Genomic DNA, 26903 nt, shown 5'->3' on the forward strand with positions numbered 1-26903 from the left:
TGGGGTGGTTCAATCGCCACCGCCCCATGACCCCAGGCTTTTCGCGAAATCGTGTCGCTACGCGATACCTTCGGCGTTCGTGACCGCAACTCGGGCCGCCATTGACGCGCTCCCTGCGCGGCACTGGCTTTCGCGGCGTCCTTGCCGCTCACCCGGCAGTCACTCCCACCTCAGCACGATTATTACGCGACTAAAAACTTTAAAAACAATACATTGATATCTAAAAATTCATCGCAGCACTACTTATGCTCAGCCAGATTCAGCCAGGTTTGCACCACGGTGTCTGGGTTGAGCGACAGGCTATCGATGCCCTGTTCCATCAGCCAGAGGGCGAAATCTTCGTGATCTGACGGCCCCTGACCGCAAATACCAACGTATTTACCCTGTTTCTTGGCAGCTTTAATCGCCATCGACAGCAGCGCCTTCACCGCATCATTACGTTCATCAAACAGCGACGATACCACGCCGGAATCACGATCCAGACCCAGCGCCAGCTGCGTCATGTCGTTTGAACCGATAGAGAAACCATCGAAGTGTTGCAGGAATTCATCGGCCAACAGCGCGTTGGACGGAATTTCGCACATCATGATGATTTTCAGGCCGTCTTCGCCACGACGCAAGCCTTGACTCGCCAGCTCGGCAATCACCGCTTCTGCTTGCGCCACGGTACGAACAAACGGGATCATGATTTCCACGTTCTTCAGACCCATCACGTTACGCACGCGCTTAACCGCTTCACACTCCAGCGCAAAGCAGGCCTTGAAGTCCGGCGACACGTAACGACCCGCACCGCGGAAGCCCAGCATCGGGTTCTCTTCTTCCGGCTCATAGCGCTCGCCGCCGACCAGATTGGCGTACTCGTTGGATTTAAAATCGGACAGGCGGACGATGACGCGCTTCGGCGCAAATGCCGCTGCCAGCGTCGCGATCCCTTCCACCAGACGACCGACATAGAATTCAACCGGATCGTCGTAGCCCTGCATCAGCGTTTTGATCTCACGTTGCAGTTCCGGGGTTTGCTGGTCGAACTCCAGCAACGCACGCGGGTGCACGCCAATCATGCGGTTGATGATAAATTCCAGACGCGCCAGGCCGACGCCATCGTTTGGCAGGCAGGCAAAATCAAACGCGCGGTCAGGGTTACCCACGTTCATCATGATTTTCAGCGGCAGCGTAGGCATTTCATCAATCTGTGAGCTCTTCACGGAGAAGTCCAGCAGATCCTGATACACATAGCCCGTGTCGCCTTCCGCACAGGAAACGGTCACTTTCTGCCCCTTGCGCAAACGCTCGGTCGCATCGCCGCAGCCCACAACGGCCGGAATGCCCAGCTCACGTGCGATAATCGCCGCGTGACAGGTACGTCCACCGCGATTGGTGACAATCGCCGCCGCTTTCTTCATGATCGGTTCCCAGTCCGGGTCGGTCATGTCGGTCACCAGCACATCACCTGCGTTGATCAAGTGCATCTCGCTGATGTCCTGAATCACTTTCACTTCGCCCGCACCGATGCGGTGGCCGATCGCACGGCCTTCCACCAGCACCGTTCCGCTGGCAGGCAGGTGATAACGCTCCATGACCTGGCCGTTGGAACGAACCGTCTCCGGGCGTGCCTGCACGATATAGAGTTTGCCGGTGTGGCCATCTTTCGCCCACTCGATGTCCATCGGACGGCCGTAGTGTTTTTCAATCAGCAGTGCCTGACGCGCCAGCGCCTGCACTTCGTCATCCGTCAGGCTGAAACGCGTCGTTTGTTCTGCCGGCACATCTTCAATCCGCACCTGCTTGCCATGTTCCTGACTCGCGGCATACACCATGCGGATTTTCTTCGATCCCATGTTACGGCGCACAATCGCAGGTTTGTTGTTCTGCAAGGTCGGCTTGTGAACATAGAATTCGTCCGGGTTCACCGCACCCTGCACCACCATTTCACCCAAACCGTAAGCCGACGTGATGAACACCACCTGATCAAAACCGGATTCGGTATCAATGGTAAACATGACGCCCGCAGAAGCCAGATCGGAGCGCACCATACGTTGTACGCCCGCTGACAGCGCCACGCCGCGGTGGTCATAGCCCTGATGCACGCGGTAGGAGATCGCGCGGTCGTTAAACAGCGACGCAAACACGTGCTTCACCGCGACCATGACGGCATCAATGCCCTGCACATTCAGGAAAGTTTCCTGTTGCCCAGCAAAGGACGCATCCGGCATATCTTCCGCCGTGGCAGAAGAACGCACGGCAAACGAGGCATCTTTCTCGCCATCGGCCAGTTGCTGATAGGCGTCGCTGATGGCCTTCTCCAGCTCCGGCTGGAATGGCGTATCAATAATCCACTGGCGGATCTGCGTACCGGCGCTGGCCAGTTGATTCAGATCGTCAATGTCGGTGCGATCGAGCAGCTCATAAATGCGCTGGTTAATCCCGCTTTGATTAAGAAAATCATTAAACGCCTGCGCCGTTGTCGCAAAGCCGTTGGGAACGGCTACGCCCAATCCTGAAAGGTTGGTGATCATTTCACCCAGAGAGGCGTTTTTGCCTCCCACCCTTTCAACGTCGTGCATACCGAGCTGGTTATACCAAAGGACATTACGCAAATCAGGGCCGTTATTGGACATCGAAAATAATCCTTTCTGCATACAATTAGGGTATGAAAGAGTTCGGTTGAGAATCGCCTCAACGCAATCAGGTTAGCATAGCGTTTTGATGAACATGGACAGGTGAATCGATCAACCTATGAAAAAAAACTGATTTCACGGCGAATGATTGCTTAACACGGTAAAAATCCAATATCGTAGAAGATTAGCATTCTTTATCATAAAGATAATGAAATGGTGTTTTAATAAAAGTATTCGTAAAACACAATTTTTGACGAGGTTAACGTGTTCGAGCTGTCGGAAATATCACAAGGGGGTTATGTGGAAAGAAGCGTGTTTTATGTCTCGGACGGTACGGCCATTACGGCAGAGGTACTGGGTCATGCGGTGCTGTCCCAGTTCCCCGTGAACACGGTTAGCTATACCTTACCTTTCGTTGAAAGTGAAGCGCGCGCCAAAGCCGTGTGTCAACAAATCAATACGTTATATCAGCAAACCGGTGTGCGCCCGCTGGTGTTTTATTCCATCGTCACCCCGACCGTGCGTAACATTATTACCAGCAGCGAAGGGTTTTGCCAGGACATCGTACAAGCGCTGGTTGCGCCCTTGCAGGAAGAACTGAACACGCCGCCCACGCCAGTGGCTAACCGCACTCATGGCTTGACCGCCAATAATCTGAGCAAATACGACGCCCGTATCGCGGCTATCGATTATACGCTGGCGCACGATGATGGCATCTCGCTGCGCAACCTCGATCAGGCGCAGGTCATTCTGCTGGGTGTGTCACGCTGTGGCAAGACGCCGACCAGTCTTTATCTGGCAATGCAGTTCGGCATTCGCGCTGCTAACTATCCTTTTATTGCTGATGATATGGACAACCTGCGCCTGCCCGATGCGTTGAAGCCCTTCCAGCACAAGCTATTCGGGCTCACCATTGATGCCGAACGACTGGCGGCCATTCGGGAAGAGCGCCGGGGCAATAGTCGCTATGCTTCGCTGCGCCAGTGCCGCATGGAGCTCAACGAAGTTGAGGCGCTATTTCGCAAACACCAGATTAAATATCTCAATACTACCAATTATTCCGTTGAGGAAATTTCCGCCAAAATCATCGACATTCTCGGCATGAGTCGAAGAATGTACTAGTACATGATAGATTTTTTATTCTGATGCGGTTGTAATGTGCGCCATTTCGTTTATTGTGTGCTCCATCACTTCCCGGCATTTCGCCGCTGCGAAGCAACCTTTTAGTCGGAAACATAGCCTGAAAACCGTGTCTGAAAACATTGTCGTGGTTCGAAAATATTGCCGTGATTCGAAAACAGTGTCGTGGTCTGAAAGACCCATCATGTCCACGCTTTTTCAGTAAAGACCGGTTTTCGGCTTGACCGCATTCAGAGACAAAACATGCTACAAACAGATGAAATGCGGAGCGCGCGCATCGAGAGTCTGGTTACGCCCCAAACGTTACTCGCCAGACTCCCGATTACCCCAGCCGTTGCCGAAAATGTCACCTCGTCACGTAAGAAAATTGAAGCCATTCTAACCGGTCAGGATCCTCGCCTGCTCGTCGTGATTGGCCCCTGCTCGATCCATGACACCGATAGCGCATTAGATTATGCACGCCGTCTGGCTGCGCTACGCACGCAGTATCAGGACCGGCTGGAAATCGTCATGCGCACCTATTTTGAAAAACCGCGCACGGTCGTAGGCTGGAAAGGACTCATTTCCGATCCGGCACTCAATGGAACCTTCCAGGTAAACGAAGGGCTGGAGATTGCGCGCCGCCTGCTGCTGGATGTCAACCAGCTTGGATTGCCGACCGCGACGGAATTCCTCGATATGGTCACCGGCCAATATATTGCCGACCTGATTAGCTGGGGCGCGATTGGTGCAAGAACCACCGAAAGCCAGATTCACCGGGAAATGGCCTCGGCGCTATCCTGCCCCGTCGGCTTCAAGAACGGTACAGACGGCAACACGCGTATCGCCGTCGATGCCATTCGCGCCGCCCGTGCCCAGCATATGTTCCTTTCGCCGGATAAGCAGGGCTTCATGTCGGTCTACAAAACACAGGGCAACCCGTTTGGCCACATTATTATGCGCGGCGGGAAAACGCCGAACTACCATGCAGAAGATATCGCCGCCGCCTGCGCTCACCTGCGTGAATTCTCGCTGCCCGAGCATCTGGTGATCGATTTTAGTCATGCTAACTGCCAGAAACAGCATCGTCGCCAGCTCGACGTGGCCGATGACATCTGCCAGCAAATTCGCGCCGGTTCACGCGCTATCGCGGGCATCATGGCGGAAAGTTTCTTAATTGAAGGCAACCAGCCAGCGCTCAATCCTCTGGCATTGACGTACGGGCAATCCATTACCGATCCTTGTTTGAGCTGGCAGGACACTGAAACGCTGCTGGCACGTCTGGCGGACGCCGTCGACAGCCGTTTCTAATCCGATACACGCTGGCACACTCACCTTCTCCGGTCGTGTGCCAGCCGTTTCCTCTTTCCTGACGCCTCTTCCACGCTCTCGCAGCACATAAATTCATCTACGATTCTTCTTATTCCACTTATTAAGAAAACTTCACTTGAGGTTGCGTTTTTGTTACATGAAAATGATTCTCATTCATTGCTATAATCAATACGACAACGATTAAGGGAACGAACGAGATGCAGACGTCTATTTACCAACAATACCTCCAGGCTAAAGTTGAACATCCGCGTAAATACGCTCGCGATCTGGCTGCGCTACTCGGCATCAGCGAAGCGGAACTAACTCACGCCCGTGTCGGACACGATGCGCTGCGCCTGCAGGGGGATGCTAAAGTCTGGTTAAGTGCGCTGGAGCAAGTTGGTAATACCAAGTCGATCACACGCAACGAGTACGCCGTGCATGAGCATACTGGCTATTATCAAAACCAGACGCTGGATGGGCATGCTGGTCTTATCCTCAATCCGCGCGGACTGGATCTGCGTTTGTTCCTCTCTCAGTGGGCCTCGGCTTTTGCGCTGCGTGAAAACACCGCACGCGGAGAGCGTCAGAGCATTCAATTCTTCGATCATCAGGGTGATGCCATTCTGAAGGTCTACACGACCGACACCACGGACATGGCCGCCTGGCAGCTATTTGTTGAGAAATTCACCAGCAGCGAAAACCCTGCGTTGGTGCTTCGTCCGGCAGGTAACGGCGCAGCGGCCGAACAGGCGATTACCCATAATCCTCAGTTTGAAGCGGAATGGCGTGCGATGACGGATGTGCATGATTTCTTCATCCTGCTCAAACGCTATAACCTGACGCGCCAGCAGGCGTTTAACTCGGTCGCTGACGATTTGGCTTACCGTGTAGACAACGATGCGCTGTCACAGATCCTGTTTGCTGCACGTGAAGATCAGAACGAAATCATGGTGTTTGTCGGTAACCGCGGCTGTGTGCAAATCTTCACCGGTACGCTCGAGCGCGTAGAACGCATGGAGCAGCACGCGGAATGGATTAACATCTTTAATAAAGACTTTACCCTGCATCTGATCGAAGGCGCGATCGCTGAAAGCTGGGTGACACGTAAGCCGACGGCTGACGGTATCGTGACCAGCCTCGAACTCTATGCCGCAGACGGCTCTCAAATTGCACAACTCTTCGGGCAACGTACCGAAGGGACTCCGGAACAACAGCAGTGGCGCGACCAAATCGATGCCCTGAAACCGCATAAGGATCTCGCCGCATGAAAAATTGGCTATTCCCTCTGCTATTGACACTCCCGCTGGGGGTGTCTGCTGCCGAACGTATCGTTTCTATCGGCGGCGACGTCACGGAAATCATCTATGCGCTAGGCGCAGAGAAAGACCTGGTTGCGCGTGATAGCACCAGCTTGCACCCGGAATCCGTGAAGAAACTGCCTGATGTCGGTTACATGCGTCACCTCAATGCCGAAGGTATTCTGGCGATGAAACCGTCTCTGGTCCTTGCCAGCGATTTGTCTCAACCTTCTCTCGTCTTACAGCAGGTTGCGGACAGCGGCACCAAAGTGGTTCACGTTTCCGCTCAGCCAGCGCTGGATGCGGTGCCGCAGAAAATTAGCGCCATCGCACAGGCGTTGGGTAAAGACACAGAAGGTAAAAAGCTGACGGAAACCTATCAGCAGCAGTTGGCGGCGGTCAAAACCGCACCATTGCCTGTCAAGGCGCTGTTTATTCTCAACCATGGTGGTATGAGTGCGATGGGCGCAGGCAAAAATACGCCGCCAGACACGATCATTCGCCACGCTGGGTTACAGAATGCCATGCAGAACGTTGAACGTTATCAGCAACTGTCTCAGGAAGGCGTCATTGCCAGCGCGCCAGATCTGATTCTGATATCCAGCCAGGGGCTGAAGACATTGGGCGGCGAAGCGCAAGTCTGGAAATTACCCGGTCTGGAACTGACGCCTGCGGGTAAACACAAGCGTCTGCTGGTCGTCGATGATATGGCAATGCTGGGCTTTACGCTCGAAACGCCAGCGTTGATGGCAACGCTGCGTCAGACAGCCGAAGCGATCAAATGACGTCACGGTTTCATCCGCGCACCTGGTTGATCGCGCTGTTGTTGCTCATGGCGGTACTGATGGTGGGTGCCGCCAACATGGGTGCGTTGACGTTGTCACTCAAGACGCTATGGCAGACGCCTTTTGACGATCCGCTCTGGCATATCTGGCTGAACATCCGCGTCCCCCGCGTGCTGCTGGCGATACTCGTCGGCGGCGCGCTGGCCTGTTCAGGCACGATTATGCAAGGACTGTTTCGCAATCCACTGGCCGATCCCAGCCTGCTTGGCATCAGCAGCGGCGCAGCGCTCTGCGTGGCACTCACTATCGTGCTGCCGCTCGGTCTTCCCCCTCTGCTGGCGCTTTACAGCCCGATGTTTGCCGCTTTCGCGGGTAGTCTGGCGATTACCGCGATCATTTTTATCCTCAGCCGCTCCGAACAGGGTGGATTAACGCGATTACTGCTGGCAGGTATCGCGCTCAATGCACTGTGCCTTGCGCTGATCGGCGTCTTAACCTACATCAGCACCGACCAACAATTGCGCCAGTTCTCGCTTTGGGGCATGGGCAGTCTCGGACAGGCTCAGTGGCCAATGCTGTTGGTTACCAGCACACTGGCGATTCCCGGCATGCTTGCCACGCTGTACTACGCGCGCCGTCTGAATGTATTGCAGTTGGGAGATGAAGAGGCGCATTACCTTGGCATCAACGTAAAGCGTACCAAATACGCGCTGCTGCTACTGAGTTCACTGCTGGTGGGTGTCGCGGTGGCGGTCAGCGGCGTGATCGGGTTTATCGGGCTCATTATCCCCCACCTGATGCGTTTGCATGTGGGTGCCGATCATCGTTGGCTCATTCCCGGTTCTATCCTCGGCGGTGCCTGTCTGCTGCTGTTTGCCGATACGCTGGCGCGCACGCTGCTTGCTCCAGCGGAAATGCCCGTCGGGCTGTTAAGTAGCCTGATTGGCGGGCCGTATTTCTTATGGCTGATCGTTCAGCATAAAGGACGTAGTAATGACTGACTCAGCGCTCGACCGGACGTTAGTCGCACGTCATCTACGCTTTCAGACCAATGGTCGCACTCTGACGGATGATGTTTCTCTGGAACTGCACTGTGGGGAAATCGTCGCGATTATCGGCCCTAACGGCGCGGGGAAGTCTACCCTGCTCCGTCTATTGACCGGTTATTTGACGCCCGATAACGGCGAATGCCTGTTAGCCGGACAGCCATTTTCGCACTGGCAGCCCGGCGCACTGGCAAAAACGCGTGCGGTGATGCGTCAACATAGCGGCATGGCGTTTGCGTTTAGCGTGCAGGATGTCGTCGCGATGGGGCGTTCACCGCACGGGCGCTACCCGAAAAATGATGATGTTATTCAGCAAGTCATGGCACAAACGGGCTGCCTGGAACTGGCGGCGCGCGACTATCGCCACCTTTCAGGCGGAGAGCAGCAACGCGTACAGCTCGCTCGCGTGCTGGCACAGCTGTGGCATCCAGAACCGACGCCAGGCTGGCTATTTCTCGATGAACCCACGTCGGCGCTGGATCTGTACCATCAACAACACCTCTTGCGGCTGCTCAAACAGCTTACCCGTGAGCAACCGTTAGCCGTGTGTTGTGTTCTGCACGACCTGAATCTGGCGGCGCTGTATGCCGATCGCATCCTGCTGTTACACGAAGGGAAGCTGGTCGCACAGGGTACGCCTGCGCAGGTGCTACAGGCAGAGACGTTGACCCGCTGGTATCGCGCCGACCTCAGCGTCGGTTCACACCCCGACTACACCATTCCGCAGGTTTATCTGCGGCAATAGCCATCATTCCTGCTCTGGCTTAGCTGGAGCAGGAAATCTCCAGATGTTTGCCCCACTCTGGCGGTAACGCCGCCAGATCGTTCTTATCCGGCTGTTCGTCAAACGGTCGGCACAGCGCCTGATGCAGACGTGTCAGCACGCTAATGTCATCATGTTCCGCCCGTTCAATCGCCATTTGCGCCAGATAATTACGCAAAATGTATTTTGGGTTCGTCGCGTTCATCAGTTGACGACGTTCCTCATCACTCTGTTCTTCCTGCATCAGCCTCTTGCGATAAGTCGCAAACCAGCTATCGAACGCGGCCCTGTCGATAAACTCATCACGGAGCGGCGCGCGTGATGCCTGTTTCTCACAGTCTGCCAGCAGACGAAATGTGCGGGTATAATCGCTGCCCTCTTGCTGCATCAGACGCAACAGCCCGACCAGCACGTCATTATCCTCCGCACTCGCGGTAAACAAGCCCAGCTTGGCGCGCATCAGCGTGCCATAATGCTGCATCAGCGCCGGTTCATAGCGGGCAAGCGCGCGCTCCAGCGTTTCCGTGTCCATCAGCCCCGACAGCGCCTGCGCCAGACGATGCAGATTCCACAGCCCTACGGCAGGCTGATTGTCAAACGCATAGCGCCCACGATGGTCGGAATGATTACAGATGAAATCAGGCTGATAGGCATCTAAAAAACCATAAGGGCCGTAGTCGATAGTAAGCCCCAGAATCGACATGTTATCCGTATTCATTACGCCGTGTGAAAATCCGACCGCCTGCCAATGCGTAATCAGCCGGGCGGTACGTTCGACCACATCGCCGAACCACAATTCATAGCGATGCTCATCGTTCTCCCACTGCGGCCAATGGCGAGCAATGACATACTCCACCAGTTGGCGTACCTTTCCCGGTTCACGGCGATAGTAGAAGTGTTCAAAGTGACCGAAGCGCACATGGCTTTCCGCCACGCGCAGCAGCATCGCGCCCTTTTCTTCCTGCTCACGCTGTACCGGATGCGTGCTGGTGACAATCGTCAACGCCCGCGTAGTGGGGATCCCCAGATGGTGCATCGCTTCCGAGGCCAGAAATTCGCGAATGACCGAACGCAGCACGGCACGACCGTCACCCATACGCGAATACGGCGTCAGCCCTGCGCCTTTCAGGTGCCAATCCATGCTGCGGCCATCCGGCAGCTGTTGTTCTCCCAGCAGGATGCCGCGCCCGTCACCCAGTTGGCCGGCCCACATGCCAAACTGATGGCCGCTATACACCTGCGCCAGCGGTGCCATCCCCGGCAGCAAACGCTCGCCGCTCCAGACGGCATCCTGTTCTGGCGCAAACCAGTCGGAAGACAGCCCGAGCTCCGCAGCCAATCCCTCGCTGTGATAAAGCAGGCGAGCGCCATGTAGCGGCGTAGGCTGTAGCGCGGTATAGAACTCCGGCAGTTGGTGAAAATAGTGATTTTTGAATAACGGTGTCTGCTGCATCCTGTCTCCCTAGTACCACCCTGTTCAGGTGAAGAGAGCCATACGCTCACCACACATCGACTAACGGGTATGCAGAAAGTGTAGAGGGATGGTAATGAAATTAACACGGAGGAAACGCAGGGGTATTATTTCCACGAGCGGTATTTAGAAGGTTCCGCCCCCCGAAAAGCGGTTGGACCGATTGAATTAGCCAATAAGTGCCGTGCGTTGCTCAAGCCCATCAAAATGTACGGCGGGCCACATTTGGCCCTGAACAGCATCAATGTTCAGCAGTCTCATTTTGTTCAGGATCGCCACGGTGTCGATCTCCTTAGCGACAATGCTGATGCCTGAATAGCTGTTTTTAATCGTCCTCAGCAACGGCTCCATCATCAGCGTATTTGCCGGACGCGATAACAGTTGCCCAATAAACTGGCGATCCAGCTTCACACCTTGCACCAGGCCATCATGCAAAGGTTTAAGCGTTGTCTTTCCAGAACCAAAATTATCCAGCCATAAAGGAAAGGCTTGGCTCAGATTCAGCAACGCGGCATTTTCTTTTCCCTGCGAGAGCTGTGGGAAAAACTCATTAATTTCCAGCAGGACAAAATCAAGGCGTTTGATTTCAGCGCGCAGCACGTCGGAGTTGATTAAAATGTCTGCTATTTCACGCCCCACTTTCAACACCAGTTGAATGTGGTTATCGAGAAACCATGCGGATTTTTCTTTGATAAAAAGCAGCTGTTCATGGACCAAATCCTGCTTCTGGCGTGGACTTAATTGCATGAGGAGAATATCGGCAGGCATGCTCAACTTGCCCGAAAGACCATTAAAATGGCTTATCATTTCGACAGCCAGCAGCGTTCCATCCAACCTGAATATCGGCCAAAAAACGTAGTCACTGGTGTAATCAACAGCAAGATGGATGCGCATGATCCTGTACTGCATAGCGATTCATAATAATCACATTACGTTATTATTATATGTGAATCTACAGCGCTTATCCGCATAACGCACGAAAGCGCCTTTCTGCTATGCAACAGGACGCATTTAGCAGCGAAATTCACGTTTTAGCGTAAACTCTGCTCCAGCCAGTCGGCCAGTTCCTGCAATTCGTTTTGCTGTTCGGGGAACCCGCTAATCAGCGCCTGACACGCAGCCGCCATATTTTCCGGGCGATACGCTGTTCCCTGTAATGCGGAAGCGAGTGCTTCTAACGGCGCGGGGTTCAGGCTATCGGTATAAATCTGTGCGCGGACAATCACGCCGCGTTCCACATCGAAATGTAATTCAACGCCGCCCCAAGTAAATCGGTTATCAAGTAAGTGCGAGAAATCCGGTGCCTGACCGAAATTCCATTCCCAGCTACTTTGGCGTGCAAACTGTTCGCTAAATCCCGGTAGGTCCGGATAAGCTGAAGGCGAGATGATTTCCGGTTCGCACTGTTCGCCGAAATAATCAAAGAAGGCCTGCGTCACCGCCTGGCAAATCACCTGATGATCGACAGAGGGCAGCAACTCCACCAGATTGGCAACGCGGGAACGCACCGACGTAATTCCTTTTGCCTGTAGCTTCTTAACATCCGGGTTCAAATAGTCCGCTAAACGACTGAGATCCGCATTTAGCAGCAGCGTGCCGTGATGAAAGCCGCGATCTTTGGTTTCGCGATAGGCAGAACCGGACACCTTGCGCACGCCGTCTGCGGTTTCCACCACCAGATCGTTACGACCCGAGGCGCTGGCCTTTAGCCCAAGAGCACTGAGTGCATCCAGCACGATCTGCGTTGAAACGCTTTTATCGTACTCCGGTTTGCCCGCCATGAAGGTAAAGCAGGTATTCCCGAGATCGTGAAAGACCGCCCCACCGCCGCTGCTGCGCCGTGCCAGCTTGATACCATCCTCTTCCATCCGCCGCGTATTGCACTCTTTCCACGGGTTCTGAGCGCGACCGATGACCACGGTTTCCGCATTGCGCCACAAAAATAGTACCCGCTGCGTGGTGGGCATCTGGCGAAAGATGCACTCCTCAACGGCCAGATTAAACCAGGGATCGTAAGAGCCAGAGATCAATAAACGCAGAGAGGACATAAGTGGATAGCTCCGTGCCGTCAACAAAAAAGGAAGGAGAATTAGATGCGGCGGGCCTGCCAGTACGCCCGTTTCCAGTACACGTTATCCAGTGACGAGCGGATTACGCCCTGACTGGTAGAGGCATGAATAAACTGGTCGTCTTTGTCATAAATGCCGACGTGCAACCCACTGCTGCCGCTGCCCGTTTTGAAAAAGACCAAATCGCCCGGTAACAGATTATCGCGGTCAACACGCTCGCCCAGTTCGGTTTGTTCTTCCGTCGTGCGCGGCAGCTGCATGCCAAACTTATCGCGAAATGTCAGGTAAACAAAGCCGGAGCAATCGACGCCGTTACGATCCAGCCCGCCATAGCGATAAGGCGTTCTATACCATTGCCCCAATTGATCGTTTAACTGCACCATCACCATGATCGAATCGCTCAGGCGCGCATTCGGCGGCGGATTATTATGCCGACTACTGCTACAGCCGACCAAAATCAGGCTGGCAAGGATCAAAGCATGTCGTAAACGTATCATCGCGATTACCATAAAACCGCCGAGGCCATAGGCTGACAGTGGCAGAGAAGAATGCCAAGTATATACTCTACATAATTCGAGTTTCAGGAAGGCGGCAAGCGAAGGAATCCCGATGAGCTTACATAAGTAAGTGATTCGGGTGAGTGAACGCAGCCAACGCACATGCAACTTGAAGTATGATGAGTATTGATTAATTTAGCGTTTAATCGGGGTCACTGGCAAGTAAAGGCGATTTTTCCTATTTTCTGACGACGTCATCCCCTCGCAACAGGAGTCAGGGGCCTGAATAATACTGGCCGTTTAAGCATGGATTGAGGGGACTATCCCGGTATCTCGATAGTTAAACGAGCGGCGCTAGGCGCTGCGAGTGATGATCCAGTTTCTGCCATCGACTACGTGCCGCTGAAACGCGACACCGAACACGGGGGACAGCACCTCCGGCAGCATGACCTCCGCCGTCTCGCCTTGTGCCACCAGTGCGCCTTCTGACAACAGCCACACGCGATCCGCATGGTGGGCGCTGTGGTTCAGATCGTGTGCGCAAACCACGACCGTGATGCCAAAACGGCAGAGTTCACTCAATAACGCATCCAGTGCCGCCTGCTGAGCCACATCGAGGCTATTGGTCGGTTCATCCAGCAGCAACAGACGCGCATGCGGATTGAGGGTCGGCCAAATCTGCAATAGCGCCGCCACCAGCCGAACGCGCTGCCACTCGCCTCCCGACAGCTGCGTAAGCGGGCGAGCCAGCTTGTCGGTTAACATCAGACGTTCCGCCAGAAAATGTACCACCTTTTCGACCGCGGACTCCTGAGCTAGCGGCGGCTGATGCAGTTGCCAGTACTGGAATACCGGCATCAGCGTCAGCGGAGGCTGTTGCTGTGCCAGATAGGCGCGTCGTACGGCTAAATCCGCTGCCGTATACTGCGACAGCGGCGTGTCAGCCAGATAGACTTCGCCTTCTCCTGCCAGCAAACCCGCCGCTCTTGCCAGCAACGTGCTCTTTCCGGCTCCGTTTGGGCCAATGATATGCAGCAACTCACCGCGACGACACTCCGCATTCGTCGGTGACAAACGCGGCACGACGCTCGCCTGCCGCAGCTGTAATACGGGGGAAGTCTGCTGCGTCAATTATTTTGCCAGCGCCTCTTCGATCGCTTTCACGATGGTGTCATGGTCAGGTGCCATATCTGGCGCAAAACGATCAATCACACGCCCTTCGCGATCCACCAGGAATTTTTCGAAATTCCACAGAATATCTTCCGGGTTTTTAGGCTTACGGCCTTTATTGACCAAACGCGCAAAAAAGTCACTTTTCCAGGTCCCGTTAGCTTCCGGCTGTTTGCGAATCAACAGCTGATACAGCGGATGACGGTTCTCGCCATTGACTTCAATCTTGCTGAACATCGGGAACTGAACGCCAAACGTCCCACGGCAGAATTCCTGAATCTCTTCTTCCGAGCCCGGTTCCTGTCCTGCAAATTCATTGGAGGGGAATCCCAGCACGACCAGACCTTTGTCGCGATAGGTCTCGTAGAGTTTTTCCAAAGCTTCATATTGCTTAGTCAGGCCGCATTGAGAGGCGACGTTAACGACTAAAGCCACCTGCCCTTTAAACGCCTCAAACGTTGTCGCTTTCCCGTCGATAGTGGTCAGCGGAATAGCATAGATTTCAGTGCTCATCGTTTTGCTCCCTTTAATGATCAATAAGAATGGATAAAACAAGACATATCGCTACAGCCGATTACGTAATAACAGCCAGATAAACCATGGCGATCCCAGCGTAGCGGTAACCACGCCTATCGGCAACTCGGCTGAACTCAGCGCAACGCGCGCGACCGTATCTGCCAGCAACAGAACACCGCCGCCAGCCAACGCACAGCCGCTCAATAAATAGCGCTGATCGGTCAACCCGCACAGCCGCAACATGTGTGGGATCACTAAGCCAATAAACGCGATGATGCCAGCCAGCGCCACGCTCAGCCCGACCTGTACGCCCATAACCAGCACGAGAATCGTACGCCAGCGATAGACCGGAATGCCCAACTGACGCGCCTGAATCTCACCCAGCGTCAATCCGTTCAGTACCGCGCCCTGACGACTCAGCCATAGCAACAGCGGCAAGAGCGCCAACATCAGCCAGCCGTGCCGCCAGTCAATGCCACTGAAACCGCCCATCATCCAGTACATCAGTTGGCGTAAGTCGAGGCTGGTACTGAAATAGACGGCCCAGGTCATCACCGCGCTACAAATAATCCCGAGCGCAATGCCGATGAGCAATAAACGGGTATTAGAAATATGACGACGGGCAAAATGGAGTAACAGAAAGGTAATCAGCAGCGCGCCAGCAATGGCGCTCAGGCTTAGCATCCAGACGGGCAGCAATCCCTGCCCCAGCAGTACCGTCAGCACTAAGGCCACGCCTGCGCCGTTGGCGACGCCCAGCAGCCCCGGTTCCGCCAGTGGGTTATCAAAGACAGCCTGCATCACGGTGCCTGACATCGCCAGACTCGCTCCCACCAGCATCACAGCCAGCGTTCTGGGCAAACGCAGTTGCCAGACAAAGAGCTGCTGAGCGTCATCCAGCCAGGCCGTCGGCCAAATCCAGCGCTCTCCGGCGCACAGACTGACGACCAGCGTAAGCGCGAGAAACGCCAACAGCAGTACCAGACTCCGACGATCGCGTCTGTACTGCTGTTGTTTTAGCTGGCTGTAGTGAGGCAACGGCGTCGCGTGCTTCAGCGGGATATCACCCGGCGATAATGGCTGCATTGTTCACCGTAACAAGGAATCCAGCGCGATAAAAAGCGCAGTTAAGATAACGTCCTGTCACGTATGTTAAACGATTTCGCCTGCCTTACACGCTTTTTCCTTGTTACCGCTACGCAGTCAAAAGGAATACAACCACTACTTCGTGCTACATACCGCAATATAGTTAAGCTGATTCCGATTGCGGCGGAAGGTATGGAACATGTTGAAGAACATGCCGCGGTTTTCTTTCTTCAGCGCATTTTTTACGATGCGTGCCGCGCCAGCCAGCCCTTCATCATAAATCAGCCCCTGTGGCGTCAGCAGCGTCATGGCACCGTTATCGTAGCTGACCTTGCTAAAACCACATTCCTGAAACAGCGTCACCCAGCGTTCACGCAGCATCGGCTGCGCATGCACGTTGATCGCTTTATGCATCTGTTCCACCGCCTGCAATGCGCCAGTATCCTTCTCGGAGAGCAGCATAATATCGTGGGTAATCAGGCGGCCACCCGGTTTCAGCACGCGATAATATTCGGCAATAATGCGGCTCTTGGCCTTGTCGGCATACATCGTCAGCATGGCTTCGTTAATCACTACGTCAAAGTGATTATCGGGAAACGGCAGCTCCAGCGCATTCGCCTGCATAATCGTGACCTGCGATGCCAGACCGTTTGCCGCGACATTTTCCTGCGCCTTCTGTAACGCGGCTTTATCCATATCCGCGCCAATAACCTGACAGCCAAACCGACGCGCAATTTCCATCGCCGTGGTGCCCATATTGCAGGCGACTTCTAATACTACGCTGTCCTGTCGGAACCCGGCCTGACTAAGCAGCCACTCGGTTGCCTTTCTGCCGCCGGGGCGCAAACGCTTTTTCCCCAGTCGGGCTAAAAATTTATGTCCAGCTTCATGATCGCTCATACTGTCACTCCTTAATTCGGTGTTTTCAGCGTCTTCAACATCGTCAGCAACATACGCGACGACTGCTGCGCATCAACGGCATGTGGGATATTCGCGGGCATACGCACCAGCGTGCCGGGCTGCGCGACGACAGGCTCGCCGCCGATCGTCAGCAATAATTCACCTTCAAGTACCATAACCAGTGCATCATAAGGCGCGCTGTGTTCGCTCAACCCCTGCCCCTGATCGAAGGCAAACAGCGTGACATTGCCGCCGTCGGTACGGGCCAATACGCGGCTGGCGATCCCCTGTTCAGTTGGGGTAATCAATTCATGGAGAACCAGCGCCTGTGCCGCTGGAAGGGTATTTTCTTTCATGGAAACTCTCCGCTATTCTCGATTCAGCGCGCCGTGATTTTGCTTGCCGAATCTATGCAAGTGATTATTATTTTCATTTACTAGCTTGATGGTAATACCAGCCTCTGGGAGGGCAAATGACATTTGTCAAAAAGGCGCTATCGCCCGATGAATACGGTGATGTGCTGTTTCAGCATGACTGGATGCGCGATGAACCCAGCGATGTGGTGTGCGAACTATTGGCAAAAAGCGAGCGTCTATTTTTCCAGCAGGATGACGTCCTGTTTCGCGAAGGCGACAAAATGCAGCACTGTTTGCTGGTTGAAACGGGAAAGTTGCAGGCTTTTCGTCATACCTATGGCGGCGATGAAAAGATTTTCGGTCAGTTTGAACGCGGAGAATTTGTCGCCATCGCGGCGGTGTTTATGGACCATGGCCGCTTCCCGATGAATATCCGCGCGCTGAGCGACGGCCACACGCTGATGATTCCACGGCAGGATATTCACCAGTTTTGTTTGCAACGCCCGGAACTGGCGCTGCGTTTGCTGAATTATCTAGGCAAGAAGCTCTACTCGACGATCAACCAAATCGACTGGCTGACGTCCAGCTCCGCGCCACAGCGTCTGGCTGATTACCTGCTGCGGCAACACCACATTCAGCAAACTCAGCAGTTGATATTACCGGTGAGCAGGGGGCAGCTTGCGACCTCATTAGGAATGCGCGGTGAAACATTGAGCCGATTGATGTCCGACTGGAAGCGGCAAGGCTACATTACCTATCGGGGCCATCAGGTGGAATTGTGCGATCTGGATTATCTGAAAGAGCTGGCAGCCGAGGCCAGACGGACATTCTGAGCGATCTAATCCTTTGTCGATTCAGGCATGGCAAGCGGATAGAACAACGGTAGTTATACTTTTTGACAATTGTCATTCCCTCACCATCGGATTATCAACTACGCTTAGCTTACATTGATGAGAATAACTCTCATTAACATAATTATCTCATTCATAGTTGTGATGAGATACCGTGAGGGTAACGCTATGCTGGGCTTTTTCCGACGAACCTTATCTCTTCATGGAACATCGTCACGCCATGACAGCCAACAGCCGCCACATCCGCAGGCGGATTCGCCAACAGAAACCGCTGCGCATACGCACTGTAGCGAGAGTGAATATTGTTTCTTTAACCACACCGCCATGTTGCCATTCGATCAGCTTGACGAGTGTTGCTGCGGTAACGATAGGAAAGAGAAAACGCCGTCCTCATACGATTCATGACGTTTTCACTTTTTGCTGATGTTTAAAACTTGATGCTTTGACCACGCGTCAGCCAGGCCGCGACGAACTCGGGCACGACGGTGCTGGCGGGACCATAAATTTTTTCATCAAACTGACTTTCTACCTGACTGGGTTCCAGATTCAGTTCCAGCGTGTAGGCACCGTGCGAATGGGCCTCATGGACAAAGCCAGCAGCGGGATACACATGTCCCGATGTGCCAATCGCAATAAAGTAATCTGCCTGCGACAGCGCATGGTAAATCTTGTCCATGTGCAGCGGCATTTCACCAAACCACACCACATGCGGGCGTAAAGGCGCGGGGAACTGACAGCAGTGGCAACGTTCGCCAACGGCAAGATCGTCCGTCCACTCAAAAATCTGCCCGCTTTGGCTACAGCGTATTTTCAGCAGTTCACCATGCATATGAATGACGCGCTGGCTACCAGCGCGTTCATGCAGGTTATCGATGTTTTGCGTAATCAGCAGGAAATTATCTTCCAGCATCGCTTCCAGATTCGCCAATGCCAGATGCGCGGCATTCGGCACAATTTCCGGCTGCTGTAGCTGACGGCGACGCGCGTTATAAAATGCCTGTACCAGCTCAGGATTACGCTGAAAACCTTCAGGCGTCGCGACATCTTCAACGCGATGTTCTTCCCACAGGCCATCGGCCGCACGAAAGGTACGAATGCCCGACTCTGCTGAAATGCCAGCGCCCGTCAGTACCACCACGCGCGGTTTTTTCACTTCGCTTGCTGCCAGATAATCACGATGGAAAATACGCGCACGAAGACGCTGTTGCCGCTGTCGCTTTCCCTTATGAAACCGCCCTAATCGTTGACGCGTATACATACGTTCTCCAGCTAGTTATCCATTAAGTGTAGCAACGCCGCGCCACGTACACCGCCCGCATCACCGTGACGCGCTTTCTCTATGCGTGGCAACTTCGCAATCGGTAAAAGCCGTGGAGGAAGACGCGTCGGCAGAATTTGATAAATTTCATCAAAATTCGACAGACCGCCGCCCAACACCAGCAGATGCGGATCGAACAGCGTCAGCAGGTTGCCCAGACAGGCAGCCAGCAAATCCATAAAACGATCGACAAACTCCAGCGCTTTTTCTTCGCCGCCACGATAGTGCCGGATAATCGTCACGGCAGGCAGGGCTTCGCCATACAAATGCTCGTACAGCCATTCAAAACCGCGACCGGAAATATAATTCTCGATACAGCCCAACTGACCACAGCCGCACTTCACGCGGGGAATATCCACGCCAATAATATCCAGCGCATCTGACGGCAGGCGGAGATGGCCGAACTCACCAGCAATGCCGTTACGTCCGTCCACTGGACGCCCGTTAATCACCAGTCCACCGCCCAGCCCCGTCCCAAGAATTAGGCCCAGAACGACAGGATAGGAACGAAATTCCGCATCCCAGGCTTCCGACAGTACAAAGCAGTTGGCATCGTTGTTGATACGAACATCTCGCTGCAAGCGCTGCGACAGATCCGTACGCAGTGGTTTTCCCATCGCCGCAGGCAAGTTGGCGGTAAACAGCGCGCCGTTATCACCTGTTTGTATTCCCGGTATACCAATACCGACCTTCCCCTGTACGCCGACCTGTGCGTCAGCCTCATGCACCAGATCAACCAGCGTGGCGAGCAGCTCATCGTAATGCATGCGCGGTGTCGGCACCCGCTTTTGCCACACCTTGTTCAACGCCGCGTCGAACACGCCCAGCTCAATTTTCGTGCCGCCCATGTCAAAACCGTAGTACATGACTGCTCCTTAGGGTGTGATCGCTTTCCCACACGATAGGGACTATCCCCGTCATATCTCAAGCCGCATGTGCGTTGGCTTGGCTTACTGTCCGCTCAGCACGCGGGCAGGGTCAATCCGGCTGGCGCGCCGTGCCGGATACCAGCTGGCAATCAGGCTCAACACCAGCGAGGTTCCCAGTACGATGACAACATCCATCAGATGCAGTTCCGACGGCAGGAAATCGATAAAATAGATGTCGCCGGACAGCAGTTTATGGCCGATGAGTGCCTCAATGCCGTGAATAATCGGCGTCAATTGCAAGGTCGCGATCACACCAATCACAGCGCCTATCACGCTACCCAGCAGCCCGGCCAATAACCCGTACCACACAAAGATAGCCCGGATGAGCCCGTCTGACGCACCCAGCGTACGCAGGACCGCGATATCGCTGCTTTTGTCTTTCACCGCCATCACCAACGTTGAAACAATATTAAAACAGGCCACGCCAATCACCAGGATCATCGCCAGATACATGATGGTTCTCACCATCTGGATGTCCCGATACATATAACCATAGGTACCAATCCAACTGCGAATAGTGACATAAGATTTCGTGGCTTCGCCCGCATCGCGCACCAGTTTATTGGCGGAGAACACATCGTTAGCCTTGATGGCGATCCCCGTTACGCTCTGCCCCATGTCCAGATACTGCTGAGCATCCGCCAACGGAATCAGCGCTAAGCCGTGATCGAGCTGGCCGCTAAGTTGTAAAATACCGCTAACGTGCAGCCGGATACGCTTCGGCTGCATCAGCTTCATTTCCGGATCACTATTCGGGATCATCACCGTAACCCAGTCGCCTTCCGCCACATTCAGCGCTTTTGCCACGCCTTGCCCAATGATGACCTGCTGTTCACCCGCGCGGAACCGCTGCCAGGCATTATTAAGCACATAGTTAGGCAGTGCGCTGAGGCGTGTTTCCTGCTGTGGATCGACGCCTTTTACCTGAATCGCCTGAAGTTTGGCACCGTTTTCCAGCAAACCAGTGAAATTGATGTAAGGTGCCGCGGCAGCAACACCGGGCACCTGTTCGATTTTAGGTAGGATGTCCTGCCAGTCATAAAAAGGCTGATTAACCGGGGCGATCTCGCCGTGCGGCACAACCGCGAGAATGCGGTTGTTCAGTTCGCGTTCAAAGCCATTCATCGCGCTCAGGCCAAGAATCAACACCGCCACGCCGAGGGCGATCCCCAACGTCGAAATGACCGAAATCAGCGAAACCATGCCGCCACGCCGACGGCCACGGCTAAATCGCAGGCCAATCAGCAACGAGAGCGGAGGAAATGTCATTGCCGCGCTCCCATCAGGGTCAGCTCCTGCTGCAACTGACCGTCGCGCATTTCCAGCTGGCGGTTCAGTCGGCTAGCCAGTTGCAGGTCGTGCGTCACGACCAGAAACGCGGTGCCCTGCCGGACATTAAGCTCTCCCAGCAGTTCGAAAATGGTATCCGCCGTGCGCTGATCGAGGTTACCGGTCGGTTCGTCCGCCAGCACCAGTGACGGGCTGTTAACCAGCGCTCTGGCAATGGCAACACGCTGCCGCTCGCCGCCGGACAGCTCCGACGAACGGTGGTGGCTGCGCGCCTCCAGCCCAACAGCCGCCAGCATTTCACGTGCTTTGTCCTGCGCCTGCGACGTTGGCACTTTGCCAATCAGCAGCGGCATCGCCACGTTTTCCAGCGCGGTGAAATCCGGTAGCAGATGGTGAAATTGATAAATAAAGCCCAGCTCGCGATTGCGTAAATCCGCTTTTGCCGCCGCTGAAAGCGTACTCAGCGGCTGGCCTTTAAAGATGACTTCGCCTGATGTCGGCGTATCCAACCCGCCCAGCACATGCAGCAGTGTACTTTTGCCAGAACCAGAGCTCCCGACGATCGCCATCATCTCCCCGCTGCTCATCTCAAAAGAGACATCGCGCAATACGTCGGTCGACAGCTTGCCGTCCTGATAGCGTTTGGACAGGTTATTACACTGCAATAACGGTAAATCACTCATAACGTAAAGCCTCAGCGGGTTGAACGGCGGCAGCGCGCCATGACGGGTAAAGTGTCGATAAGAGGGCAATCACCATCGCGGAAATGGCGATAGTCACCACCTGCGCGGGGTCAATATCCACCGGTAACGCAGCGCCATCCAGCAATACGCCCAGAATTGGCATCAGCGTATTCAGTTGGCTGGCCAATAGCGTCCCCAGCAGTGCCCCTAACAACGCGCCAATGACGCCAGCGCTGCCCCCCTGCACCATAAACACCGCCATAATCTGGCGTTGAGTCAACCCCTGCGTTTGCAGAATGGCGACTTCACCCTGTTTTTCCATCACCAGTAAACCCAGCGAGGTAATAATGTTGAAAGCGGCCACGGCCACGATCAGGCTGAGCAGCAGCCCCATCATGTTTTTCTCCATGCGTACGGCTTGAAACAGCTCGCCTTTACGTTCGCGCCAGTCTTTCCAGACCGTGCCTTCCGGCAGCGTTTGCGTGCTCAGCGTATCAACCGACAGCGGCTTTTCCAGCCATAAACGCCAGCCGGTAATGTGGTTCGCCGGGTAGCGCATCAAGCGAGAGGCATCCTGCTGGTTCACCAACAGCTGGTAGCTATCCACCTCGCTGTTCGCGGCAAAGGTGCCGGCAACGGTGAAGATACGCTGGCTGGGAATACGCCCCATCGGCGTCAGTTGGCTGGCGCTCGTCACCATCATGCGAATCTGATCGCCGGCTTTAACGCCCAGCTGTGCGGCCAGTGTATCGCCCAAAATGGCCTGATATTGACCAGATTTCAGCTGCTGCTGTTTGACATTAACCAGATAGCGCGACAGCGGCTCCTGCTCATCAGGATCGATCCCTAACATCACGCCGACGGCGACGCTACGGGCGCTTTGCAGCACCACATCGCCCGTCGTCAACGGCGCAATGCGCGTCACGCCTTCCAGCGAGTCTAAGGAGGAAGCAGGAATCAACGCCGGGTTCAGCGAACCTTGCGGCGTAGAGATGATCGCCTGGGGCATCACGCCCAGAATATTGCCTTCCAGTTCGCGTTCGAAGCCATTCATCACGGAAAGCACGGTGACCAGCGCCATCACGCCCAGCGTGATACCAATGGCGGATAACCAAGAGACAAACCGGCCGAAGCGGTCTGATGCGCGCCCACGCATGTAGCGCAGGCCAATAAATAAAGCGACAGGTTGATACATGAAATCCGTCTGGATAAGGTTGCCAAAGCAAAGTGATCAAGGATAATAAAGGGTAGTACTGCTTTATGGAACCCTAACACCCTCACTCTACGGCTTTTTCTTATTCCTGGCCGGATGCAGGGAGGCGAGACCCGATAATCAGATGATGCCTGAAAATTACCGTTATTCGCTGCCATCCAAAGCCGGTGAGCAGCGCCTGCTGGGCCAGTTAACCGGCGCTGCCTGCGCCGTTGAATGTGCAGAAATTATTGAACGCCACGCCGGGCTGGTGGTACTTATCGCCCCTGATATGCAAAATGCCCTGCGCTTACGCGATGAGATTCAGCAATTTACCGACCAGCACGTCACCACGTTGCCTGACTGGGAAACGCTGCCCTACGATAGTTTTTCTCCGCATCAGGAAATTATTTCGACCCGCCTTTCCACCCTTTACCAGCTTCCCAACATGACACGCGGCGTTCTAATTCTGCCGGTCAACACGCTGATGCAGCGCGTTTGTCCGCACAGTTTCCTGCACGGCCATGCGCTGGTGTTGAAAAAAGGCCAGCGCCTTTCGCGCGATAAGCTGCGTTCGCAGTTAGAGCAGGCGGGCTACCGCAGTGTCGATCAGGTCATGGAACATGGTGAATATGCCACGCGCGGCGCGCTGCTGGATCTGTTCCCGATGGGGAGCGAAGAGCCCTATCGTATCGATTTCTTTGACGACGAGATCGACAGCCTGCGTCTGTTCGATGTGGATACGCAGCGCACGCTGAATGAAGTGCCGCATATTAATCTGCTGCCAGCGCACGAGTTCCCGACGGATAAAACCGCCATCGAACTTTTTCGCAGCCAGTGGCGCGAACAGTTCGAGGTACGACGCGATGCCGAGCACATTTACCAGCAGGTCAGCAAAGGCGTCTGGCCCGCGGGAATCGAATACTGGCAGCCGTTATTCTTCAGTGAACCGCTGCCATCGCTGTTCAGCTACTTCCCGACCAACACGCTGATCGTCAACACCGGCAATATCGAACAGAGCGCCGAGCGCTTCTGGCAGGATATTCAGCAGCGTTTTGAAAGCCGCTGCGTCGATCCCATGCGCCCGCTGCTGCCGTCAGACTCACTCTGGTTACGGGTAGACGGTCTGTTCACGGAGCTGAAAGCGTGGCCGCGCGTGCAGTTGAGAACCGATACGCTGCCGGAAAAAGCCGCTAACGTGAATCTGGCCTATTTGCCGCTGCCGGAGCTGGCGATTCAGCATCAGCAAAAATCCCCGCTGGATGCGCTGCGCCGCTTTATCGAACAGTCCGACGGCCAGGTCATTTTCTCCGTTGAGAGCGAAGGCCGTCGCGAAACGCTGCAAGAGTTGCTGGCACGCATCAAACTGAACCCTACGCTCATCAGCACGCTGGAGCAGGCTCAGGAGCGTGGCACTTACCTGATCATCGGCGCCAGTGAGCACGGTTTTATCGATACGCTGCGCCAGCGCGCCTTAATCTGCGAAAGCGACCTGCTGGGTGAACGCGTTAGCCGTCGTCGTCAGGATAATCGCCGCACGATCAATACCGATACGCTGATCCGCAACCTGGCAGAGCTGCGACCGGGGCAGCCCGTTGTTCATCTCGAACATGGCGTTGGCCGCTATGCCGGGCTGACCACGCTGGAAGCGGGCGGCATCAAAGCCGAATACCTGATTTTGACCTATGCGGGTGAAGACAAACTGTACGTTCCCGTTTCCTCGCTGCATTTGATCAGCCGCTACGCGGGCGGTGCCGATGAGAATGCACCGCTGCATAAACTGGGTGGCGATGCGTGGTCGCGCGCGCGGCAAAAAGCGGCGGAAAGGGTGCGCGATGTCGCCGCCGAACTGCTGGATATTTATGCTCAGCGCGCGGCGAAAAGCGGTTTTGCCTTTAAGCATGACAAAACGCAGTATCAGCTTTTCTGCGAAAGTTTCCCCTTCGAGACCACGCCCGATCAGGCGCAGGCCATCAATGCCGTGCTGAGCGACATGTGCCAGCCGCTGGCGATGGATCGTCTGGTGTGTGGCGATGTCGGCTTTGGTAAAACTGAAGTGGCGATGCGCGCCGCGTTTTTGGCGGTCGAAAACCATAAGCAGGTTGCCGTACTGGTGCCGACGACGCTGTTGGCGCAGCAGCATTTTGACAACTTCCGCGATCGCTTTGCCAACTGGCCGGTGAAGATTGAAATGATCTCGCGCTTCCGTAGCGCCCGTGAGCAAACTCAGGTGCTGGAGGAAACACGGGAAGGCAAAGTCGATATACTGATTGGCACCCATAAGCTGTTGCAGAGCGACGTGCGCTGGCGCGACTTAGGGCTGCTGATTGTGGACGAAGAACACCGCTTCGGCGTGCGTCACAAAGAGCGCATCAAAGCGATGCGGGCGAATGTCGATATCCTGACGCTTACCGCCACGCCGATTCCACGCACGCTCAACATGGCGATGAGCGGGATGCGCGATCTGTCGATCATTGCTACGCCGCCAGCCCGTCGTTTGGCAGTGAAAACGTTCGTCCGCGAGTATGACAATCTGGTGGTGCGCGAAGCGATTCTGCGTGAAATTCTGCGCGGCGGACAGGTGTATTACCTCTATAACGACGTCGAAAATATCGAGAAAGCCACCCAGCGACTGGCAGAACTGGTGCCGGAAGCCCGCATCGCTATCGGCCACGGTCAGATGCGTGAACGCGAGCTGGAACGGGTCATGAACGACTTCCACCACCAGCGTTTTAACGTGCTGGTGTGTACCACGATCATCGAAACCGGGATCGACATCCCGAGCGCTAACACCATCATCATTGAGCGTGCCGACCATTTCGGCCTGGCACAGTTGCATCAGTTACGTGGTCGCGTGGGGCGTTCCCACCATCAGGCTTACGCCTATCTGCTGACGCCGAATCCTAAAGCAATGAGCACTGATGCGCAGAAGCGTCTGGAAGCGATCGCCTCACTGGAAGACCTCGGTGCCGGTTTTGCGCTGGCCACGCACGATCTGGAAATCCGTGGCGCAGGTGAACTGCTCGGGGACGATCAGAGCGGACAGATGACCAGCGTCGGTTTCTCGTTATATATGGAACTACTGGAAAGCGCCGTCGATGCCTTGAAAGCGGGCCGGGAGCCGTCGCTGGAAGATCTGATCAACAGCCAGACCGACGTCGAACTGCGTTTGCCTGCCCTGCTGCCCGATGATTTCATTCCCGACGTCAATACGCGTCTGTCGTTATATAAACGTATCGCCAGTGCGAAAAACACCGACGAGCTGGATGAACTGAAGGTCGAACTGATCGATCGTTTCGGTCTCCTTCCCGATGCAAGCCGCTATCTGTTGCAGATTGCCGCCCTGCGCCAGCAGGCACAAGCGCTGGGTATCCGCCGTATAGAAGGCAATGAGAAAGGAGGATTTATCGAATTCAGCGAGCAAAATCGCGTCGATCCGTCCCATCTTATCGGCCTGTTACAGCGCGATCCGGGCACCTATCGTCTTGACGGCCCAACCCGTCTGAAATTCATGAAGGATTTGAGCGATCGCCCGCAACGTATTGAGTTCATCGGTTCGCTGCTGGGGAACATGGCTCAACATACGCTGGCGGCCTGAGAATGGAGAAAGGGAATGGAATTGTTATGATATA

The 26903-nt window shown here is 54.8% G+C and carries 23 protein-coding genes; 8 read left to right on the plus strand and 15 right to left on the minus strand.

What is annotated here, in order from left to right; translation table 11 throughout:
• Window positions 1-239: 239 nt before the first annotated feature.
• Window positions 240-2618 carry a phosphoenolpyruvate synthase gene (gene ppsA / locus R9X49_RS09165; RefSeq protein ID WP_319848079.1) on the minus strand — a complete coding sequence of 793 codons (2379 nt, stop codon included), beginning with the start codon at window positions 2616-2618 and terminating at the stop codon, window positions 240-242.
• Between the two features lie 300 nt (window positions 2619-2918).
• On the opposite strand from ppsA, the gene R9X49_RS09170 reads away from it, so the two are divergent.
• The 6 genes from R9X49_RS09170 (at window position 2919) to R9X49_RS09195 (ending at window position 8925) form a co-directional block, all read left to right on the plus strand.
• Window positions 2919-3740 carry a pyruvate, water dikinase regulatory protein gene (locus R9X49_RS09170; protein ID WP_319848080.1) on the plus strand — a complete coding sequence of 274 codons (822 nt, stop codon included), beginning with the start codon at window positions 2919-2921 and terminating at the stop codon, window positions 3738-3740.
• 261 nt (window positions 3741-4001) lie between these two features.
• Window positions 4002-5048 carry a 3-deoxy-7-phosphoheptulonate synthase gene (locus tag R9X49_RS09175; protein ID WP_319848081.1) on the plus strand — a complete coding sequence of 349 codons (1047 nt, stop codon included), beginning with the start codon at window positions 4002-4004 and terminating at the stop codon, window positions 5046-5048.
• Between the two features lie 218 nt (window positions 5049-5266).
• A complete protein-coding gene (locus tag R9X49_RS09180) occupies window positions 5267-6319 on the plus strand; it encodes a hemin-degrading factor (RefSeq protein ID WP_319848082.1) in 1053 nt (350 codons plus the stop codon).
• Window positions 6316-7134, plus strand: coding sequence for a hemin ABC transporter substrate-binding protein (locus R9X49_RS09185; protein WP_319848083.1), 819 nt, complete (start codon window positions 6316-6318; stop codon window positions 7132-7134). The genes R9X49_RS09180 and R9X49_RS09185 overlap by 4 nt, the downstream gene beginning before the upstream one ends.
• Window positions 7131-8135, plus strand: coding sequence for a FecCD family ABC transporter permease (locus R9X49_RS09190; RefSeq protein ID WP_225084984.1), 1005 nt, complete (start codon window positions 7131-7133; stop codon window positions 8133-8135). The genes R9X49_RS09185 and R9X49_RS09190 overlap by 4 nt, the downstream gene beginning before the upstream one ends.
• A complete protein-coding gene (locus tag R9X49_RS09195; RefSeq protein ID WP_319848084.1) occupies window positions 8128-8925 on the plus strand; it encodes a heme ABC transporter ATP-binding protein in 798 nt (265 codons plus the stop codon). Before R9X49_RS09190 ends, R9X49_RS09195 begins: the two co-directional genes overlap by 8 nt.
• Before the next feature lie 19 nt (window positions 8926-8944).
• Here the strand turns inward: R9X49_RS09195 and R9X49_RS09200 are convergent, their stop codons facing one another.
• The 9 genes from R9X49_RS09200 to R9X49_RS09240 all read right to left on the minus strand — a co-directional run bounded on the left by R9X49_RS09200 (window position 8945) and on the right by R9X49_RS09240 (window position 17008).
• On the minus strand, window positions 8945-10396 hold the full coding sequence (locus R9X49_RS09200; RefSeq protein ID WP_319848085.1) for a protein adenylyltransferase SelO: 1452 nt from the start codon (window positions 10394-10396) through the stop codon (window positions 8945-8947).
• A 186-nt stretch (window positions 10397-10582) separates the two neighbouring features.
• On the minus strand, window positions 10583-11308 hold the full coding sequence (locus tag R9X49_RS09205; RefSeq protein WP_319848625.1) for an EAL domain-containing protein: 726 nt from the start codon (window positions 11306-11308) through the stop codon (window positions 10583-10585).
• A 137-nt stretch (window positions 11309-11445) separates the two neighbouring features.
• Window positions 11446-12462 carry a lipoate--protein ligase A gene (locus R9X49_RS09210; RefSeq protein WP_319848086.1) on the minus strand — a complete coding sequence of 339 codons (1017 nt, stop codon included), beginning with the start codon at window positions 12460-12462 and terminating at the stop codon, window positions 11446-11448.
• 41 nt (window positions 12463-12503) lie between these two features.
• Entirely contained in the window at window positions 12504-12980 is a 477-nt protein-coding gene (locus R9X49_RS09215) for an NlpC/P60 family protein (RefSeq protein WP_220467019.1), read from the minus strand.
• A gap of 354 nt (window positions 12981-13334) precedes the next feature.
• Window positions 13335-14111: a vitamin B12 ABC transporter ATP-binding protein BtuD gene (gene btuD / locus R9X49_RS09220; RefSeq protein WP_319848087.1), complete on the minus strand. Its 777-nt coding sequence runs from the start codon at window positions 14109-14111 to the stop codon at window positions 13335-13337.
• Window positions 14112-14663: a glutathione peroxidase gene (locus R9X49_RS09225; protein ID WP_319848088.1), complete on the minus strand. Its 552-nt coding sequence runs from the start codon at window positions 14661-14663 to the stop codon at window positions 14112-14114. It abuts the gene before it with no gap.
• Window positions 14664-14714: 51 nt separating this feature from the next.
• Window positions 14715-15752 carry a vitamin B12 ABC transporter permease BtuC gene (gene btuC / locus R9X49_RS09230; RefSeq protein ID WP_319848090.1) on the minus strand — a complete coding sequence of 346 codons (1038 nt, stop codon included), beginning with the start codon at window positions 15750-15752 and terminating at the stop codon, window positions 14715-14717.
• Between the two features lie 135 nt (window positions 15753-15887).
• Window positions 15888-16652 (minus strand): class I SAM-dependent methyltransferase, encoded by a 765-nt coding sequence (locus tag R9X49_RS09235; RefSeq protein ID WP_319848091.1) that lies wholly within the window; start codon window positions 16650-16652, stop codon window positions 15888-15890.
• Between the two features lie 11 nt (window positions 16653-16663).
• Window positions 16664-17008, minus strand: a complete 345-nt coding sequence (locus R9X49_RS09240) for a cupin domain-containing protein (RefSeq protein ID WP_319848093.1) — start codon at window positions 17006-17008, stop codon at window positions 16664-16666.
• Window positions 17009-17124: 116 nt separating this feature from the next.
• Between R9X49_RS09240 and R9X49_RS09245 the strand changes: the two genes are divergently transcribed.
• The gene (locus R9X49_RS09245) at window positions 17125-17841 is read left to right on the plus strand and encodes a Crp/Fnr family transcriptional regulator (RefSeq protein WP_319848094.1); all 717 of its coding nucleotides are present in this window, start codon (window positions 17125-17127) and stop codon (window positions 17839-17841) included.
• Window positions 17842-18286: 445 nt separating this feature from the next.
• Here the strand turns inward: R9X49_RS09245 and cobB are convergent, their stop codons facing one another.
• The 5 genes from cobB to lolC form a co-directional block, all read right to left on the minus strand.
• Window positions 18287-19117 (minus strand): Sir2 family NAD+-dependent deacetylase, encoded by an 831-nt coding sequence (gene cobB, locus R9X49_RS09250; protein ID WP_319848096.1) that lies wholly within the window; start codon window positions 19115-19117, stop codon window positions 18287-18289.
• Between the two features lie 11 nt (window positions 19118-19128).
• Window positions 19129-20043, minus strand: a complete 915-nt coding sequence (gene nagK / locus R9X49_RS09255; protein ID WP_319848098.1) for an N-acetylglucosamine kinase — start codon at window positions 20041-20043, stop codon at window positions 19129-19131.
• An 84-nt stretch (window positions 20044-20127) separates the two neighbouring features.
• Window positions 20128-21375, minus strand: coding sequence for a lipoprotein-releasing ABC transporter permease subunit LolE (gene lolE / locus R9X49_RS09260; protein ID WP_319848099.1), 1248 nt, complete (start codon window positions 21373-21375; stop codon window positions 20128-20130).
• Window positions 21372-22079 carry a lipoprotein-releasing ABC transporter ATP-binding protein LolD gene (gene lolD, locus R9X49_RS09265; protein WP_039504846.1) on the minus strand — a complete coding sequence of 236 codons (708 nt, stop codon included), beginning with the start codon at window positions 22077-22079 and terminating at the stop codon, window positions 21372-21374. The genes lolE and lolD overlap by 4 nt, the downstream gene beginning before the upstream one ends.
• Window positions 22072-23274 (minus strand): lipoprotein-releasing ABC transporter permease subunit LolC, encoded by a 1203-nt coding sequence (gene lolC, locus R9X49_RS09270; protein WP_319848101.1) that lies wholly within the window; start codon window positions 23272-23274, stop codon window positions 22072-22074. Before lolC ends, lolD begins: the two co-directional genes overlap by 8 nt.
• Before the next feature lie 142 nt (window positions 23275-23416).
• Here lolC and mfd point away from each other — a divergent pair, with 142 nt between their 5' ends.
• Window positions 23417-26869 carry a transcription-repair coupling factor gene (gene mfd, locus R9X49_RS09275; protein WP_319848103.1) on the plus strand — a complete coding sequence of 1151 codons (3453 nt, stop codon included), beginning with the start codon at window positions 23417-23419 and terminating at the stop codon, window positions 26867-26869.
• Window positions 26870-26903: the final 34 nt, after the last annotated feature.

Origin of the sequence: Pectobacterium carotovorum (genome assembly GCF_033898505.1) — a bacterium.
Taxonomy (GTDB): Bacteria; Pseudomonadota; Gammaproteobacteria; order Enterobacterales; family Enterobacteriaceae; genus Pectobacterium; species Pectobacterium carotovorum_J.